The sequence below is a fragment of the Amphritea sp. HPY genome, from assembly GCF_050870985.1.
Lineage (GTDB): Bacteria > Pseudomonadota > Gammaproteobacteria > Pseudomonadales > Balneatricaceae > Amphritea.
In genome coordinates this window covers 1,987,685-2,005,573 of the sequence record NZ_CP194015.1, presented here as the reverse complement: position 1 = coordinate 2,005,573, position 17,889 = coordinate 1,987,685, and the positions used below count along the sequence as shown (strand labels likewise).

Below are 17,889 nucleotides of genomic sequence, written 5' to 3'. Positions count from 1 at the left end.
AAAGTGCAAAGGTGAAGATAATGACCCAGCAAGTCCCTCTACTGATCAATGGTGAAATGATTCAGAGCCAGAGTGAGCAATGGCTTCCGGTAACTAACCCGGCAACGCAAGAAGTCATTGCCCAGGTTCCTTGTGCAACGGCTGCAGAGGTCGAGCAGGCAGTAGATGCGGCGAAAGCGGCTTTTGAAACCTGGAAAGAGACGCCGGTCGGTGAGCGTGCCCGTCTGATGTTGCGTTACCAGGCGCTGCTGAAAGAAAACCACGATGAGATTGCAACCATCCTTTCACAGGAAACCGGTAAGACGTTTGAAGATGCTAAAGGTGACGTATGGCGTGGTATAGAAGTAGTTGAACACGCCTGTAACATCGCTTCCCTGAGCATGGGCGAGACGGTTGAAAACGTAGCGCGTAAGATCGATTGCTACAGCATCACTCAGCCATTAGGTGTGTGTGTTGGTATTACGCCATTCAACTTCCCTGCAATGATCCCTCTATGGATGTTCCCTATGGCGATTGCCTGCGGTAACACCTTTGTACTGAAGCCTTCTGAGCAGGATCCACTGACACCGATGCGTCTGGCTGAACTGTTCCAGGAAGCGGGTGCTCCGGCTGGTCTGCTGCAGGTTGTTCACGGTACTAAAGATGCGGTAAATCAGTTACTGACTCACAAAGACACTCCGGCGATCTCTTTCGTTGGTTCAGTTGCTGTCGGTGAGCATATCTACCGTACCGGTACCGATAAGATGAAGCGTGTACAGGCATTTGCCGGTGCTAAGAACCACATGGTTATCATGCCGGATGCGGCGAAGAATCAGGTTGTTAACAGCATCGCAGGTGCTTCAGTCGGTGCTGCTGGCCAGCGTTGTATGGCTATCTCTGTTGCCGTGTTCGTCGGTAAGTCTCGCGAGTGGATCCCTGAAGTACGTGATGCGCTGGCTAAAGTGCGTCCGGGTGCATGGAACGATCCTGAAGCGGGTTATGGTCCGCAGATCAATCCACAGGCTAAAGAGAAGGTTCTGGGCTTCATTCAGCAAGGTAAAGATGCCGGTGCTGACTGTATTCTGGACGGCTCTGAAGTGGTTGTTGAAGGTTACCCGGATGGCAACTGGGTTGGCCCGACGATGTTCCGTAACGTGACCACTGATATGTCTATCTATCAGGAAGAGATCTTTGGTCCTGTCCTGATCACGCTGGAAGTTGATACGCTGGACGAAGCTATCGAGCTGATCAATAACAACCCATACGGTAACGGTACTTCAATGTTTACCTCATCCGGTGCGGCTGCACGTAAGTATCAGCACGAGATTAAGGTTGGTCAGGTCGGTATTAACGTACCTGTACCAGTGCCTCTGCCAATGTTCTCTTTCACTGGCTGGAGAAAGTCTTTCTACGGTGATCAGCATGCTTACGGTAAGCAGGCGGTACGTTTCTACACAGAGACCAAGACCGTAACTGCGCGCTGGTTTGAGGATGATATTGATACCGGGGTGAATACCTCAATCAACCTGAAGTAAATCATTAAGCGGGAGACTGAAGTTTCAGTCTCCCGTTTTTTATGTTGCTCAATAATAAGAATCGAACAGGCGTGCGCTTAGCACGCTGGTAATGAATGGGATAATTATGGATTTTGAACTGAACGAAGAACAGGTAGCGTTTGCCGATATGGCCCGCTCTTTCGCTCAAAACGAGCTGGCACCGCATGCCGGTGAGTGGGATCTGAATCAGACCTTCCCGGTTGAGGTGTTAAAAGCTGCCGGTGAGCTGGGCTTCTGCGGTCTTTATTCCCATGAAGATGTGGGTGGCCTGGGGCTGAGTCGTCTTGATTCCAGCATTATCTTCGAACAGTTGGCGATGGGCTGTACTTCCACTACCGCATTCATAACGATACATAATATGGCTACCTGGATGATCTCTGAGTTTGGCGCCGAAGATGTGCGTCAGCAGTGGTGTCCGGAGCTTACCGCCGGTGAAAAACTGGCATCTTACTGTCTCACCGAGCCGAATGCCGGCTCCGATGCCGCTTCGCTGAAGACCAGCGCGCGTCGTGAGGGTGATGACTACATTTTAAACGGCAGCAAAATCTTCATTTCAGGTGCCGGTGCAACCGATTGCCTGGTGGTGATGGCGCGTACCGGGGTCGATGGTCCTAAGGGAATCTCGGCGTTTGCGATTAATGCCAATCTGCCGGGTATTACCTACGGCCGCAAAGAAGAGAAGATGGGCTGGAACAGCCAGCCAACCCGAATGATTACCTTTGAAGATGTCCGCATTCCTGCTTCAGCGATTCTGGGGCAGGAAGGCGATGGCTTTAAAATAGCGATGCGTGGCCTCGATGGTGGTCGTATCAATATTGCGACCTGTTCAATCGGTACTGCCCAGCAGGCTTTGAACAACGCCACTGAATATATGCACGAGCGTAAGCAGTTTGGCCAGACTCTGGCTAACTTCCAGGCGCTGCAGTTCAAGCTGGCCAATGCGGCAACTGAGCTGGTTGCTGCGCGTCAGATGGTGCGCATGGCGGCATCCCGTCTCGATAACAATCACCCGGATAAGACTACTTACTGTGCGATGGCGAAACGCTTTGCTACCGATGTCGGTTTTAATATTGCCGACGAGGCTCTGCAGATCTTTGGTGGTAATGGTTATATCAAAGAGTATCCGATGGAACGTTTCCTGCGGGATAACCGGGTGCACCGGATCCTTGAAGGAACCAACGAAATTATGAATGTCATTATCGCCCGTCGATTGTTGCTGGAAGACGCAGCTGCGGTTCTGTAACGGGTGAGCTGAAGCGCTAATAAGAACATAAAAGGACGAAATTAACGTCCTGTCAGAATAAAAAGGAAGAACGCTATGACCGATAAGCTGATTGTTGAAAAGCGCGGCAATATTGCGCTGCTGACAATGAACAACCCGCCCGCGAATACCTGGACTGAAGAAAGCCTGAAGGGTTTAAAAACACTGGTGGAAGAGCTTAATGCTGACCTTGATATCTATAGTCTGGTGATAACAGGCCAGGGCGAAAAGTTTTTCTCTGCCGGTGCCGATCTGAACCTGTTTGCCGACGGTGATCGCAGCGTTGCCCGTGATATGGCGCGCTATTTTGGTGAAGCGTTCGAAACCCTGAGTAAATTCCGCGGCGTATCGATCGCGGCGATTAACGGTTTTGCTATGGGCGGTGGTCTGGAAGTGGCGCTGGCCTGTGATGTTCGTATTGCTGAGGAGCAGTCGCAGATGGCGCTGCCAGAAGCGAAAGTGGGTCTACTGCCATGTGCCGGTGGTACGCAGAATCTGACCATGCTGGTTGGCGAAGGCTGGACTAAGCGTCTCATTCTATGTGGTGAGCGTATTAAGGCGGCGAAGGCGCTGGAGATCGGTCTGGTAGAGGAAGTTGTACCTCAGGGTCAGGCACTGGAAAAAGCACTTGAGCTGGCAGCTAATGTCGCTCATCAGAGCCCGACTGCGGTGGCTTCCTGCAAGCAGTTGATCCAGAACAACCGTACTAATCACTGGGATGCCGGTTATATTCTTGAGCGTGAGTTGTTTGTTGATCTGTTCTTCACCGAAGATCAGAAAGAGGGCGTCAATGCGTTCCTTGGTAAGCGTGCCCCAGAATGGAAAAACCGCTAAGCGGTATACAGGAGAAAATGACTATGAGCTGTGTATTGTTTAATGAGTTTGCAACTCAGGATGGTAAGAAAATTGTTGAGATCCGGTTGAATTCAGAGCGTACCCTGAACTCCCTGACGCTGGAGATGATCGACCTGATCCAGCCGAAGCTGGATGCGTGGAAGAGTGATGATTCGGTTGTCTGCGTACTGTTCAACAGTGCCGGTGAGAAGGCATTTTGTGCCGGTGGCGACGTCGTCGATCTGTATAAGTCGATGGTGGGTGAGGGTGATCCGAACTTTGCTACCGATTTCTTTGCCCGGGAATATATTCTCGATTACACCATCCATACTTATCCTAAGCCGATCATATGCTGGGGCCACGGTATCGTGATGGGCGGCGGTATGGGTCTGATGAACGGTTGCAGCCATAGGGTTGTGACTGAGAAAACCCGTATGGCGATGCCGGAAGTGACTATCGGTTTATATCCGGATGTCGGTGGCAGCTGGTTCCTCAACCATATGCCTGGTCGCACAGGTTTGTTCCTGGGCCTGACCGGAAATCCGATGAATGCAGCCGATGCGCTGTTTCTGGGCCTGGCAGACCGCTTTATCGCTTCAGAGTGTCGTGGTCTGCTGGTAGAGCGGTTACAGGCTGAGTCCTGGGATGGTGATGCTACGGCATCGACTAACCGGGTACTGCGCGAGCTTGAGGAAGAATCCCAGTCAGCTTTTGATACTGATTCGCCGGTTCAGAGTCATTTTGATTTTATTCAGAAAGTCACCGATCAGGACAGTGTTAGTGAGGTTGTTGAAGCACTGCTGGCCGAAGAAAGTGATGACAAGTGGATCACCCGGGCGCAGAAAGCGATCAGCCACGGTAGCCCACTGGCGGTGCATCTGATCAAGAAGCAGATGGATGTAACTAAGCATATGTCCCTTAAACAGATCTTCGAAAGTGAGCTGATTCTGTCGGTACAGTGTAGTAAGCACCGTGAATTCCCCGAAGGTGTACGGGCATTGCTGGTGGATAAAGATGGCGCGCCACAGTGGACTTACAAGACTGTCGGTGAAGTAGATCAGGCAGTGGTTGATGAATTCTTTGTTTCGCCGTGGGAAGTGAATCCACTGGCAGATATGTGATTCCGTCGTTTCTGAAAGAATTAAATAAGAATTAAAAGAGGCAAAGTGTTATGGCTACAATAGGATTTATTGGCTTGGGCAACATGGGCGGCCCAATGGCGATCAACCTGGTTAAGGCGGGTCACTCAGTTAAAGCATTCGACCTGTCTCAGGCAGCACTGGATCATGTGGTATCAGAAGGTGCCAGTGCCGCTGCATCTGCGGTAGAAGCAGCTACAGGCGCTGACTTTATTGTTTCAATGCTACCAGCAGGTAAGCATGTACAAGGCCTGTACCAGAGCGGCGATCAACCGCTGTTTGATGTGGTATCTAAAGATGCCCTGATTATCGATTCCTCGACTATTGATGCAGCAACAGCGCAGAGTGTTTCTGCAGCTGCGGCTGAGCGTGGCCTGAGCTTTATCGATGCGCCGGTATCCGGTGGTGTTGGTGGCGCGGTCGCCGGTACCCTGGCATTCATGGTGGGTGCAACAGATGAGCAGTTTGCCAAGGCTAAGCCAATTCTTGATGTCATGGGCAAGAATATCTTCCATGCGGGTCAGAGTGGTGCGGGCCAGATCGCTAAAGCGTGTAACAACATGCTGTTGTCAATTCTGATGACCGGTACCTGTGAAGCTCTGAATATGGGCATGAAGAACGGTCTGGATCCGGCGGTACTGTCAGAGATTATGAAGCAAAGTTCCGGTGGTAACTGGGCGCTGAACGTATACAACCCGGTACCCGGTGTGATGGACGGGGTGCCTTCTTCTAACGACTACCAGGGTGGTTTCCAGGTTGATCTGATGTTTAAAGATCTGGGGCTGGCGATGGACCTGAGTCAGCAGAGTGCTGCTGCGGTTCCAATGGGCTCTGCGGCGCGTTCACTGTTTAGCTTGCATAAAGCGAAAGGTAATGGCGGTCTGGATTTCTCAAGCGTGATCAAACTGTATCAGGATAGCTAATCAGTGCCGCCTGAATGCGGGATAGCGGCGTTAAATTTAGTCTCAATATGCTCACCTACGGTGTGTAGGCTCCGCTATTTCGACAAAATTTGCCTTGCTCTACCGCATTCATTTCAGCACTAAGAATTACCAGAACAAGATATATGACCACCTGTCGGTTTCGCTCGGCAGACTCCCTATAAGAAAAAGTTCAGGAGTTAGGTAATGGGTTACAACGAAGAGTACCGGGCTGCACAACAGAATCCGGAAGCATACTGGGCCGAACAGGCCAACCGCATCAGCTGGTTTAAAAAGCCGCAAACTATTCTTGAAAAAACCGCAAACGGTACCTTTAGCTGGTATCCCGATGGTGAACTGAATAGCTGCTATCTGGCGCTGGATCAGCATCTGGAAACCCGCGGTGACCAGGTAGCGCTGTATTATGATTCGCCAGCGACCAACTCTAAGCAGGCAATTACGTACCGCGAACTGCATCAGCAGGTTGCGCAGTTTGCTGGAGCGATGAAAGGCCTTGGGGTAGAGAAGGGCGATACCGTTGTAATCTATATGCCGATGATTCCGCAAGCAGCAGTCGCGATGCTGGCCTGTGCCCGTATCGGCGCAATTCACTCGGTCGTATTTGGTGGTTTTGCGCCGAACGAGATGGCGATCCGAATCGATGATGCCAAGCCGAAACTGATTATAACGGCGTCTTGCGGTATCGAGTTTGATAAGCAGATCGCGTATAAGCCGCTGGTGGATAAAGCGATCGATCTGGCCACACACAAGCCTGACAATACGATTGTTTTCCAGCGTCCTATGCTGGCAGCTGAAATGCAGGGTGAGCGTGATCTTGATTGGAACGATTTCCAGCAAGGTGCCGAGCCTGCCGATTGCGTGCCGGTTAAAGGCAGTGATCCGTTATATATCCTGTATACCTCAGGTACTACAGGGGCACCAAAAGGCATCGTGCGTGATAATGGCGGCCATGCGGTGGCACTGAACTACGCGTTGCATAATGTCTACGGCATGAATCCCGGCGATATCTGGTGGGGCGCATCCGATATCGGTTGGGTCGTTGGTCACTCCTTTATCGTTTACGGTCCTTTGATGGGGGGCTGTAGCGCTATCTTTTTCGAAGGTAAACCGATCCGCAATCCAGATGCCGGTACTTTCTGGCGCGTGATCGAAGAGTATGGCGTCAATTCAATGTTCTGTGCGCCAACCGCTTTCCGTGCAATCCGTAAGGAAGATCCGGAAGGTGCACTGTCGAAGAAATATGATCTGTCGAGCCTCAACTGGGTGTTTGTTGCCGGTGAGAAGCTCGATTCGTCGACCTATAACTGGCTTGATGACCTGCTTAAGGTACCGGTAATCGATCACTGGTGGCAGACCGAAACCGGCTGGCCGATGACTTCACCGATGATGGGCTGGGATAGTCCTTCAGCGGCGCGTTTAGGGTCGACCAATAAGCCGATACCGGGTTATGACATTCAGGTGGTGGACGGCGAAGGTAACAAGGTCGAGCCTAACGAAACCGGCAACATCGTAGTGACCCTGCCGATGCCACCAGGTGTAGCGTGGGATATCTGGAATCAGCCGGAGCGCTTTACTGACTCCTATCTGACTGCATTCCCGGGTTACTACCATACCGGTGATGGTGGTTTTAAAGATGACGATGGTTACGTCTACATCACCGGGCGTACCGATGATGTGATCAACGTATCGGGTCATCGTCTGTCGACCGGTGAAATGGAAGAAGTCGTGTCATCCCATTCGGCGGTTGCCGAGTGTGCCGTTATCGGTATGAATGATTCTCTGCGCGGGCAGCTGCCGGTTGGTCTGATCGTGCTGAAAGCCGGTGAAGAGGTAGATGAGCAACAGCTGGAAGCTGAACTGGTACAGATGGTGCGTGATCAGGTCGGTGCACTGGCTTGTTTCCGCCGGGCAGTTATCGTGCAGCGTCTGCCGAAGACCCGCTCAGGTAAGATCCTGCGCGCTATTCTGCGTAAGATCGCGGCGAATGAAGAGTATAAGATGCCATCCACCATTGATGATGAAAGTATCCTCGGTGAAATTACTGAACTGATGGATCAGGCGGGTATGCTTAAGTAGCTCGCTGGCCTTTTAAAACAGGCATCTCTTATTCAGATGTCTGTTTAGATTTTGCTTGTCTGAAATAGCGCTGGTACTTGCAAAGGTACCTTTTTAGGGGAAGCTTGCTTCCCTTTTTTTTGTTTTATCTGCTCAGGCTAAGGTTCAAAGTTCTACCCAGCCCGGTAAACCCTGAGCAGATGTCGGTATCACGCAGCAGGCGCAATGAAACATTGCTGGCTGCGCTTACCTCGCATTGGCTGTTGCCAATGTTGAAAAAGATATACCTCTTGCTAACAAAAAATAATGAATATAAAGGGGAGAGAGATGGACAGATATTTTGACGATTTCGCAGTGGGCGATGTTTTTCAGGGACGCAGTGCGACGCTGACCGAAGCGCAGATGATTGATTTTGCGCTGACCTATGATCCGCAGAGCTTCCATATCGATGTTAATGCGGCGGCTGAGAGCCACTTTGGTGGTCTGATTGCCAGTGGTTTCCAGACGATGGGGTTGTGCTTCAGGTTGCTGGTGCAGCAGGGGATCTTTGAAGCTTGTTCGCTGGGTGGGCCTGCAATTGATGAAACCCGTTTTATGGCGCCGGTCAGACCGGGAGATACGCTTAGATCCGAGCTGGAAATCATTGAACATAATGCTTCAGCATCGAAGGCTGATCTGGGTGTTATTCGTTATTATGTACGGGGCTATAACCAGCATAACGATCAGGTGATCAGCTTTATTGTGACGCATATGCTGAAGCGGAAACAATCGTAGCTCGAAAAACTAAAAGATCGTTGCTCGTTACTCGTTGCTCGAAAAACCAGAAAATCCTTCTTTATGCTGTTTGTTAGAAAAGCTTAACAGTGTGACGGGTAAGAAAGTCTGTAAATACGCCTCTAAACACGCTTTTACCCAACTTTCTTACCAAGCTTTTCTGTGAAACCATTCACAGCTCCTGCTTAGGAAGGCTTTTCCGAGCCACGAGCAAGTTGCGAAGCGACGTTCGAGCCACGAACAACGAGTTATATACTAAGACTTTGAATTATCGCGTTGTTATCCTGACGAATCCTTGCGCCGAAGGCGCTACCCTGGATGGTTCCCCGTTGTTCCAGCTCCAGATAGATACCATTCAGTACCTTCCACTTATATTCGGTCCAGTCCGGCGCCAGTAGCAGATCCTTATTAGCCGTGCCGGTCAGGCGATGAAATATCAGTTCAGGCGGTGCTTCACAGACAATATCTGCGACCACCTGGATGTATTCATCAAGCGTCATCGGTGTGACGCCGCCCTGTTTCCACTGGCGGGCCATCTGGGTGCCGCGGACAATATGTAATGGATGTAGTTTCAGGCCAGTAGTCCCCATGGAGATTACTCGCTGAGCAGAGTCTGCGGTGGCCTGAACGGATTCCCCCGGCAGGCCTGCAATGAGATGGGTGCAGTACTGCAGCTCCCTTTGTTGAACTCGGTTTACTGCATCAACATATTCGCCGAAGCCGTGGCCTCGATTGACCCCTTGCAAGACTTTATCTGAAGTGGATTGCAGGCCCAGCTCAAGCCAGATTTCGTAACCCTGATCGCGATAGCTGGCCAACAGGTCGAGAACTTTGTCCGGTACGCAATCGGGGCGGGTACCTATCGACAGGCCGATCACATCATCGATGGCAAGCGCTTCATCATAGAGTGCTTTAAGGCTACTGATTTCAGCGTAAGTGTTGGTGTATGCCTGGAAGTAGGCCAGATACTTTCGTGCACCTGTGCGCTTGCGTATCACCTGCTTACCGGCCGCAACCTGTTCACACACTCCGGGTGCTTGTTGGGTATTGGGGTTGAATGATGAATTGTTGCAGAAGGTGCAACCGCCAATGCCTTTAGTGCCGTCCCGGTTAGGGCAGGTGAAGGCCGCATTGATCGAGACCTTATGTACTTTTTCGCCGTAACGCTGCTGCATCGCACAGGCAAAGGTATTGATATACCGGGTCAGGTTCATGTCCGGGTTGGCTGATGCCTGGGCTGGTGCGACTAAATATGTGTTATCCAACAACGTCCAGCTCCCGCTGGCGGAATTTTACGCCGCGCTGTTCTGACAGTTGGCGGCATGCGTCAATATCGACACCTTGTAAGCCGTTGATAGCACTGGCGCTGACATCAGTAATATAGTGCGGAGCCTGCTCAACGAAGTCCAGCATTGCGTCATAGGCACCGCTAAGAGCGGGTACGCAGTGGCGATTATAGATCTCTTCATTCTGTGCATTCAGTGAGATCGAGAGTGCATCAATACATTCGCCAAGTTCAGGCAAAATATTTCGCTTGTTTACCAGATTGCCTAAGCCGTCAGTATTGATCCGGGTGTTGCCGCCGTTAGCTTTAATCCAGTGGGCGATCTCTAACAGTACTTTGAGGCGTAAAGTCGGTTCACCGTAACCGCAAAAGACGATGGCGTTATAGTTTTTCGGGTCACCGATCAGGCCGATAATTTTTTCAGCATCCGGCCGTTGGCCAAGCTCCAGCTCATAGCCCTTTACCTCAGTACAACCGTTATGTTTAGGGCAAAACTGGCATGCCAGGGTGCAGCGATCTGTCAGATTGACATATAGGTTGTCTTCGATCCGGTAAACTAGTGTCGAATCGGCGGCTGAGATAGTCGCGGGGGTCAGAGTGTTAGGGCGTGCCATTAAAATAACCGATTAGATAACAATAATGCGGCAACAGTAGCATCAAATAAAACCGGTCGTAGTGACGATAATCAAACTGTTGTCAATAATTTTCATCAGAATGAGTAGTTTTGAGGTATTATGGCCGGTAATTGTGCACCAGAATGGATGGTGACAAAGTTGGAATGGACGGCCTTTTGATAGGTCATGATATGGAATCTAGGGAGTAAGGTATAAATTATGCGTACTATGAAATATTGGCTGTTAGGCGCTGGTTTTACAACTTGTTGTTCGGTTGCATTGGCAGATCAGGATTCGATCAATACGATGGATCTGGAGGCGCTGATGTCTCTCGATGTACAGGCAACCTCAGTAATGAAACGGGTTGAGTCTGTCATCGATACACCCGCATCGGTATATGTCCTGACAGCGGATCAGATCAACCTGTCAGGGGCGACAACTTTAACCGAGGCAGTAAGCCTGCTGCCGGGCTTGTTCTACCGGGAGATGAGCAATAGTCAGCGCGCGGTCGGTATACGGCAAACCCCCGATCAGTTGAGCTTAGGCTTTCTGCTGATGATCGACGGTCGTTATGTTTACAACCCTATTTTCCCGGGTACTATCTGGGAACATCTGGAAATCCCCCTCGGTGAGATCGAAAGGATCGAGCTGATTCGTGGCTCGGCTGGCACGCTGTGGAGTAGCAAAGCCAGCAACGGCGTGATCAATATTATTACCAGCCACAGTATCGATACTCAGGGATTCGAAGTGACGCTGGGCACGGGTACCCGTACCGAAAGAAAAGTTAATCTGCGCTATGGTGGCCTGTTTGGTGATGGCGGTAGCTACCGTATTAACCTGGGTACACAGAAAATAGATCGTTCGGCTGATTTCGCCGAGCCGGCCCATGATGGCCAACAAGTCGACTCATTCAGTACCCGCATGGATTATACCTTCAGTGATGACCTCTCACTGATGGTTAAGGCCAGCTATCTGGATAGCGACAGCGAGATTACCACCAATAAAATATCCGCACCTTTATATCAGGGTACCCCCTGGCAAAATAACACCGTGGCTGAGAAGACCAATCTGATGCTGCGTCTTGACCAGCGGCTCTCTGCGACCCGAAGTCAGATGCTTCAGTTTGCCTATTCAGATGGCAGCGCTGCAGTTGATGATCTGGATGGTAATCTGGAACTCCTCAATCTGAACTATTCGATGAATACTGAGTTTGCAAGGCACAAGCTGGATTGGGGATTAGAATATCAGCAGAATAAGGCTTTCACCGTTGAAAACGACTTTATTATGATAGAGGGTGACGGCCATAGCCGGTTGGATAACTTCGGTGGCTTTATTCAGAACGAAGTCGAGTTGATCGCAGACCAGACCTTTCTGATAGGCGCGGTCCGTGCTGATAAAGATGCGATCAGCGGCTGGGAATATCAGCCTTCATTACGTCTGATGCATAAACTGACCCCGGAACACCGTCTGTGGGGCGGAGTATCCCGCTCGGTACTGACGCCAACCGACTACTCGACAAATATCACACTGCGAGTACCAACTCCGGATCCGTTAGCAGGTGTTCAAAGTTTTCTCGTCGGGTCGCCGGATTTTGATGCTGAGAAATTCGACAACTATGAGTTGGGATATCGAGGCCAGTTCGATGATGTCGAGGTTGATCTGTCACTGTTTTATATAGAGTCGGATAATGCGGTGTCTTTGGAAAATGAGGTGCTAGGTGCAGTTGTCCCTTTCCCTCCATTTTTCATCCCGTCACAAATTAATGGCAAAACGGTAAATGGCGCGCATCTGGTTAAGCAAGGCGGCGAACTGCTTATCAATCTGCAGCCGCTGTATAACTGGAGCCTGCAGTTAAGCTTCAACTATCTTGACCAGCAGAATAGAGCAAACAGACCCGAATACCTGCCGTTACTACCCAGCATGATTCAAAAGCAGGTAGCCATTCGCTCAGATTATCGGCACACGTCATCGCTCAGCAGCTATATTAAAGTAGCTTACCAGAACGGTTTTACGGATAACCTGAATGTAGCCATCGATGGCTACACAACAGTTGATGCCGGGCTCACCTGGCAGGTTAACCCGGATCTGGAATTGGGTTTATATGTCCAGAACCTGTTTGATCCGTCCCATCCTGAGTTTGCTTCCGGGGAACTGACTAATTCATATACCACCGAGATTGAGCGTGATGTCTATGCCCGTGCGGTATGGACATTCTGATAAAGGAAGATTGATCGGTTGAAACTATCATCGGGTTTTAGGGTTTTACTGACTACGCTGATACTGCTATGCGGTATCAGCGGCAGTATCGCTGCGCCCGGAGACAGGGAATACCAGATCAAGATCGCTTTCCTGACTAACTTCATAAGCTATACCCAGTGGCCGGATATTACCCGTAAAACGGAAAGCTCTGAGTTTGTGTTTTGTTCCAGCAGTGAACGGTTCGTTGAAATTGCCCGTCCTGCGCTTAAAGGCAAACAGGTTGAAAACAAGCCTATTCGGCTTACCGCTGTTGATCCAGGGGAAGAATGGCAGTGTGATCTGCTGTTTATTCTGGTGGAAGAGGCTGACCTTTGGGTTAAGTATCTTTCTGAAGTGGATGCTGAAGGTATTCTGATCGTCGGCGAACGCCGTGGGTTTGCCCATGAAGTGGGTAATATTAACTTCTTTCTGGCGGGCAATAAGCTGCGCTTCGAAATTAATCTGGATTCATTGGAGAACTCGGGTCTGAAAATCAGTTCACGATTGCTGCGTCTGGCAAAGCTGATTCGGAATGAGGAGACATCCAATGATTAAATCATTGTTCTCCCGACTGACGATTGCGCAGAAATTTGTCGCGCTGATCATGCTGATCAGTACGGTATCTATAATCTTTGCTACCGCGATGTTTACCATGAATGAGTATTATTCGGCTGAACGTCAGCTGCGTGAACGGGTCACGCTACTAGGCGAAGTCGTGGCTGAAAACATCACCGCGGCAGTCGCCTTTGATGATAAGGATGCCACCGGCGAATTGATTAACATCCTTAACGCGGATATGAGCATCCGCTTTGCCAGAGTGACAGATATCACTGGCGAAGTGATGGCCAGCTACGGTGATCAGAGTTTTGATCAGATTGATATCGGAACCTTGTATAGCAATTACGTGGTTATCGAGCGCGAGTTGTATCTTGATCGCCAGAGAGTAGGCCGCTTGCTGCTGGTGGGAGATAAAGCCTCTTTCTACAGTCAGATCGAGATCTACCTTGCGGTCGCGATATTTGTACTGATTGGTTCGGTGATGTTCTCCCTGGCCCTTTCGTTCTGGCTGCAAAAGCAACTGTCGGGTCCTATCGTGCATCTGTCTAACGTGGCGCGCGAAGTTAAAGACCTGGGAAACTACTCGTTAAGGGCGAGGGTTCGGGAAAATGACGAGATCGGTGATCTGGCGACGGTGTTCAATGGCATGCTGGAACAGATCGAAAGCCGTGATCAGATGCTCGAAGCGGAAGTTAAAAAGCGTACTCAGGAACTAGAAAATCTGAATCAAAAGCTTGCTGCACAGGCGTTTTACGATGGCCTGACCGGACTGCCCAACCGTACTCTGTTTGAAGATCGCCTGAAGAAAGCGATGGCACATCAGGAGCGTCGGGGAGGCAAGGTTGCCCTGTTGTTTATCGATCTGGATGGCTTTAAGCAGATTAACGATACCATGGGCCACTCTGCCGGCGACGAGCTGCTGATCAAAGTTTCGGAGCGCTTAGCGATTGAATGCCGGGATATGGACACCGTGGCGCGCTTTGGCGGAGATGAATTTATCATGCTGATGGTGCTGGAAGAGGATGAAGAGGTAGTCAGTATCGCCGAACGTATCGTTAAGCAGTTTAACCGTCCTTTCCTGATCAATGGCGAAATTCGCAAGGCGACCCTGAGTATGGGGGTCGCCGTATACGGCCAGCACGGCAATGATTTTGATACCCTCAAAGCCTATGCGGATGAAGCGATGTACGATGCAAAACGTAACGGTAAAAATGGATACGTGATCTGTAAAGAGCAGGTGGTAGAAGGCTGAAAGGCTGTAGAGGGATAGCCGTTAGACCGTCGAACAAGTTCGACTAGCTAGAACGCCGCTACGCGGCTCGCTAGAACGGAAAGCAAGCTTTCCTGCTAGTGGCTAGAAAAAGCGTAAAAGCCTTCTTAAGAAACAGTCTGCCAATTTAAACATTTCACTCCGTAAGAACTGTAGGTTGGTTTGAGTGAAACGAAGCCCAACAAGCTGAGATTCATGGCTCGGAAGCTCTTCTTAAGTCGCTCTCTTGCGGCCATCATGATTCCTGAGCGGGTATACAGTTAAGTTTTGATTCACGACAGTTATTGCGTGTTTGCACGGAGCGCATGCGTATTTGCATCTGGCAGTTCTGCAGAAAAGTAACTAGTATCAGAGGGTTACGAAATTGCGCATCGGAACTTATGCGCAACGCAAAAAGAATAACGCGCATGCGCGTTTTCATGGAATCACCGGAGATGGATTTTGCTCAACAGACCTTTAGTATCAAATAGTTATTGCTATCTATCAGAGTCATTCACTCCGTACATATGCGCATGCGCACAATTAAAATGTTAACTGCTTTCGTGTTCTTCAAGCTGTAGGGATGTATGAATAGAAAAATGATTGCTTTGATAGTCGGAAATGGCGAATATCAAAATGGCATAACAAAACTAATCAATGCTGTAAATGATGCTAATGACATGGCTACGGCATTGGATAAACTTGGATTCACGGTTATAAAACACGTAGATTGTAATATAGAGGATCTAGATAGAGCAGTATCATCGTTTAAAGACAGTCTAAATAGCAATGATGTGGGGTTATTCTATTTTGCTGGTCACGGTATACAAATTGATGGTGAAAATTATATAACAGCTATTAACTCATCCTTTATCGATGAGTCCTCCGTAAGGTATACATCTTACCCTTTGAATCGCTTGATTGAAGCAATGGACTCTTGCTCCAATAAGACTAATCTTGTCATTCTTGACGCTTGCAGGGATAACCCTTGCGAAAAAGGTTGGGCTAGATCCGCAAAAGCGAGTTCATTAGCGCCTATGTTTGCTCCAAAAGGAACTCTTATTGCTTATTCAACATCTCCAGGGGAGATAGCTTCCGACGGCCTTGGGAATAATGGCGCCTATACTGAATCGTTATTAAAACATATAAATAAGCCAGATATAACAATCGAAGATGTGTTTAAAAAAGTTAGAAACTCTTTATCAGTTGTTACCCAAGGAAAGCAAACCTCATGGGAGCATACATCTCTAACGGGTGATTTTTATTTTAATTTAAGTCTTGGGAATAGAATTGATAAATATAGCAAATTGGCTATAGCTGATGAGCTTTACGTATTAGATTCGACTATTGCCTGCCATAAAATAATTTCAAAATTGAAGAGTCATAACTGGTATACGCAAAACCCTGCGATTAATAGCTTGTCGTCCATTATAATTTCAAAGTCCGATGATGATACGTTATTTGTGTTGGGAAGAAACATTTATCAAGCTGCATGCGGTGATTCAGGTAGTGCCATTGAGTACTTGAATAACTTCAAATCAAAAGTAAATGGAATACCAATCGCCAAGCAGATTTGCATTCTTGAAGGAATGCTGTTTGAAATATTTTTTAATTCTAAAGGTGACTTTAGGGACTCCTTTAAAGTCACAATGTTCAACACTATTTTTGACTTAGATATCCATCCTGAATTTAAACCCGCCTTTGATTTTATGGCTGAATTACTATTACCATTCAGTAATAGTTTCTACATAATACCGGGGAAATCAATTGAAGATGCAGCGATAGAGTTAACGGTTAAAGAGAACAAAAAAGGAAGCATTCTTATCAAAGAAGTTTATTTTGATGGTGAAAATATACTGTATGGTGAAAAAGGCTGGGAGAAGTACACTTTGGACGGAAAAGTATCCTTTGACTCAATGCGTTATGATACATTCATGGATAAACTTTCCATGGAGATGATGATTCCCAAAAAATATATATCTTTACAGTCCAGTATTGATATTGATGAAAGTTCCAAACTAAAATTTCCTTATTGGCACTCAGTAAAGCGCAGTTAACAAGTCGTTTAAAAGGACAAAAAACAGTTGGCTTTTGCTCCTTCGTCGCTAATTTTAGCCAACAATTTATCGCCTCTTAACGAGGCGTTATGCCCCCAAGGAGATAGGATGCCAGATTTAGCAACCATTGGCGCAGCACTGGGAAGTATTAAGACTGCAACCGAAATCGCTCGCCTTATTAAAGACAGCGGGTCTAGCCTAGAGCAGGCCGAAGTTAAACTCCATATGGCTGAATTGCTAGGAGCACTAGCTGATGCAAAAGTGGATGTTGCAAATATCAAATTGGATTTGATTGATAAAGATGAAACGATCTCATCATTAGAGGAAAAGATAAAAACGCAAGGAGAAACTGTTGGCTTTCTTGGTGCCCGCTATTACGTCAATGACGATGGTGACCCTACAGGCAGTCCACATTGTCCAACGTGCTGGGCACAATCAAAAGACTTATTCCCATTGCTGGCCTGGTCCAATGAAGACCCTACCCATAAGTGTGGAAAATGCTCAAGTAAGGTTTTAGGTCGTCAGTCACCGCTAGACGCTGACTACTATATAAAATCCCAAAGAGAAGCTTCAGTTAAAATAGGTGGTAACTTTGAGCTTAAGACCACTAAATAGGCATAACAAAAAAAGGCAGTCGGACGCACTAACGTGCGCCCGCTGCTTTAGGCGTTATGCCGAAGAGAATCTAATTAGATGCCTGAACCAGATCCATTGAGAATTATGACATTTGAATCATCGAAAGGTCTCGGCCAGTGGCTCAAGGTGAATCACGCCTGTGAAAGTGAACTATGGGTGAAGATATACAAGAAAAATACTGGAATTCAGAGCGTAACTTGGAATGATGTCGTGATCGAGGCTCTATGCTGGGGTTGGATCGACGGTGTTAAGAGGTCAATCGATGATCAAGCCTATCTTCAGCGCATTACTCCCAGAAAAAAGCGAAGCAACTGGTCTAAAAGGAACACAGAACATGCGGAACGTTTGATAAGTGAGGGGCGGATGATGGAATCAGGGCTCGTGCATATTCGTGCTGCAAAAGCTGACGGTCGTTGGGAAAAAGCCTATGTGGTAAGTGAAATGGAAGTGCCTGCGGATTTCCTGGCAGCTCTGGAGAGCAAGCCGAATGTAAAAGAGTTTTTTGAAACTCTTAATAAATCGAGTCGTTATGTTATCGCGTACGGATTGATAAGTGCAAAGAAACCCGAAACCAGACTAAGGCGGTTTGCAAAATTCATGAACATGCTTGTTCACGAAGAGAAGCCTAAATAAGTGGAATTCGGCATAACAAGCTAATTAATAAGGATAAAAAACGGTTTGCTGTTTTCGTTCCTCAACATTTTAGCAACCAA

Annotated in this window: 15 protein-coding genes; 13 read left to right on the top strand and 2 right to left on the bottom strand. The window is 48.5% G+C overall.

Annotated elements, in window-relative coordinates:
• Window positions 1–20 precede the first annotated feature (20 nt).
• The 7 genes from ACQUQM_RS09100 (at window position 21) to ACQUQM_RS09070 (ending at window position 8,539) form a co-directional block, all read left to right on the top strand.
• Window positions 21–1,514, top strand: a complete 1,494-nt coding sequence (locus ACQUQM_RS09100) for a CoA-acylating methylmalonate-semialdehyde dehydrogenase (RefSeq protein ID WP_432474161.1) — start codon at window positions 21–23, stop codon at window positions 1,512–1,514.
• A 106-nt stretch (window positions 1,515–1,620) separates the two neighbouring features.
• On the top strand, window positions 1,621–2,778 hold the full coding sequence (locus tag ACQUQM_RS09095; protein WP_432474160.1) for an acyl-CoA dehydrogenase family protein: 1,158 nt from the start codon (window positions 1,621–1,623) through the stop codon (window positions 2,776–2,778).
• Between the two features lie 75 nt (window positions 2,779–2,853).
• Window positions 2,854–3,630 (top strand): enoyl-CoA hydratase, encoded by a 777-nt coding sequence (locus ACQUQM_RS09090; protein WP_432474159.1) that lies wholly within the window; start codon window positions 2,854–2,856, stop codon window positions 3,628–3,630.
• Window positions 3,631–3,653: 23 nt separating this feature from the next.
• Window positions 3,654–4,751: an enoyl-CoA hydratase/isomerase family protein gene (locus ACQUQM_RS09085; protein WP_432474158.1), complete on the top strand. Its 1,098-nt coding sequence runs from the start codon at window positions 3,654–3,656 to the stop codon at window positions 4,749–4,751.
• A gap of 50 nt (window positions 4,752–4,801) precedes the next feature.
• Window positions 4,802–5,692 carry a 3-hydroxyisobutyrate dehydrogenase gene (gene mmsB / locus ACQUQM_RS09080; RefSeq protein WP_432474157.1) on the top strand — a complete coding sequence of 297 codons (891 nt, stop codon included), beginning with the start codon at window positions 4,802–4,804 and terminating at the stop codon, window positions 5,690–5,692.
• Window positions 5,693–5,896: 204 nt separating this feature from the next.
• Complete coding sequence (locus ACQUQM_RS09075) at window positions 5,897–7,786, top strand: acetate--CoA ligase (protein WP_432474156.1); 1,890 nt, start codon at window positions 5,897–5,899, stop codon at window positions 7,784–7,786.
• 306 nt (window positions 7,787–8,092) lie between these two features.
• Complete coding sequence (locus ACQUQM_RS09070; RefSeq protein WP_432474155.1) at window positions 8,093–8,539, top strand: MaoC family dehydratase; 447 nt, start codon at window positions 8,093–8,095, stop codon at window positions 8,537–8,539.
• Window positions 8,540–8,787: 248 nt separating this feature from the next.
• Here ACQUQM_RS09070 and ACQUQM_RS09065 read toward each other — a convergent pair whose 3' ends face one another.
• Together ACQUQM_RS09065 and ACQUQM_RS09060 are read right to left on the bottom strand one after the other, a co-directional pair.
• Window positions 8,788–9,804, bottom strand: coding sequence for a TIGR01212 family radical SAM protein (locus ACQUQM_RS09065; protein ID WP_432474154.1), 1,017 nt, complete (start codon window positions 9,802–9,804; stop codon window positions 8,788–8,790).
• Window positions 9,797–10,438: a TatD family nuclease-associated radical SAM protein gene (locus ACQUQM_RS09060; RefSeq protein ID WP_432474153.1), complete on the bottom strand. Its 642-nt coding sequence runs from the start codon at window positions 10,436–10,438 to the stop codon at window positions 9,797–9,799. The genes ACQUQM_RS09065 and ACQUQM_RS09060 overlap by 8 nt, the downstream gene beginning before the upstream one ends.
• Window positions 10,439–10,657: 219 nt before the next feature.
• Between ACQUQM_RS09060 and ACQUQM_RS09055 the strand changes: the two genes are divergently transcribed.
• The 6 genes from ACQUQM_RS09055 to ACQUQM_RS09030 all read left to right on the top strand — a co-directional run bounded on the left by ACQUQM_RS09055 (window position 10,658) and on the right by ACQUQM_RS09030 (window position 17,809).
• Entirely contained in the window at window positions 10,658–12,655 is a 1,998-nt protein-coding gene (locus tag ACQUQM_RS09055) for a TonB-dependent receptor plug domain-containing protein (protein ID WP_432474152.1), read from the top strand.
• Between the two features lie 18 nt (window positions 12,656–12,673).
• Window positions 12,674–13,231 (top strand): YfiR family protein, encoded by a 558-nt coding sequence (locus ACQUQM_RS09050; protein WP_432474151.1) that lies wholly within the window; start codon window positions 12,674–12,676, stop codon window positions 13,229–13,231.
• Entirely contained in the window at window positions 13,224–14,486 is a 1,263-nt protein-coding gene (locus ACQUQM_RS09045) for a diguanylate cyclase domain-containing protein (RefSeq protein ID WP_432474150.1), read from the top strand. The genes ACQUQM_RS09050 and ACQUQM_RS09045 overlap by 8 nt, the downstream gene beginning before the upstream one ends.
• A 584-nt stretch (window positions 14,487–15,070) precedes the next feature.
• On the top strand, window positions 15,071–16,540 hold the full coding sequence (locus tag ACQUQM_RS09040) for a caspase family protein (RefSeq protein ID WP_432474149.1): 1,470 nt from the start codon (window positions 15,071–15,073) through the stop codon (window positions 16,538–16,540).
• 108 nt (window positions 16,541–16,648) lie between these two features.
• A complete protein-coding gene (locus tag ACQUQM_RS09035) occupies window positions 16,649–17,155 on the top strand; it encodes a hypothetical protein (protein ID WP_432474148.1) in 507 nt (168 codons plus the stop codon).
• Window positions 17,156–17,233: 78 nt separating this feature from the next.
• Window positions 17,234–17,809 carry a YdeI/OmpD-associated family protein gene (locus tag ACQUQM_RS09030; RefSeq protein ID WP_432474147.1) on the top strand — a complete coding sequence of 192 codons (576 nt, stop codon included), beginning with the start codon at window positions 17,234–17,236 and terminating at the stop codon, window positions 17,807–17,809.
• Window positions 17,810–17,889 lie beyond the last annotated feature (80 nt).